General features: G+C 68.7%; 1 protein-coding gene. It reads left to right on the top strand.

What is annotated here, in order from left to right; all coding sequences use genetic code 11:
- Positions 1-59: 59 nt before the first annotated feature.
- Positions 60-259, top strand: a 200-nt coding sequence (locus tag MFF64_RS37020; protein WP_238194030.1) for a hypothetical protein, incomplete at its 3' end; no start/stop codon positions are given.

The following is a 259-nucleotide window of genomic DNA, read 5'->3' as shown; positions in this document are numbered from 1 at the left end:
GTCTGCCCGGACTCCGGATAGCCGTACCCCGCCTCCGCGTACGGCAGTGGATGGAGCTCGTGGACGCCGTTGAGGTAGGAGCCGGGCAGACGGTCATCAACGTCACGAACGGCAAGATCATCCGTCTGCTGGTGGACGACGAGCCCTTCGATCTGCGGTACGGGCTGCTGCGCTCCCACGAGCGAGTGCCCGATCTGCGGGCCGGGACGCTCACCCGGACCTGCGAGTGGACCTCACCGGCCGGCACGACGGTCCGGGT

It is taken from the genome of Methylobacterium frigidaeris, assembly GCF_022179185.1.
Taxonomy (GTDB): Bacteria; Pseudomonadota; Alphaproteobacteria; order Rhizobiales; family Beijerinckiaceae; genus Methylobacterium; species Methylobacterium frigidaeris.
This window is presented reverse-complemented; position numbering and strand designations above follow the sequence as displayed.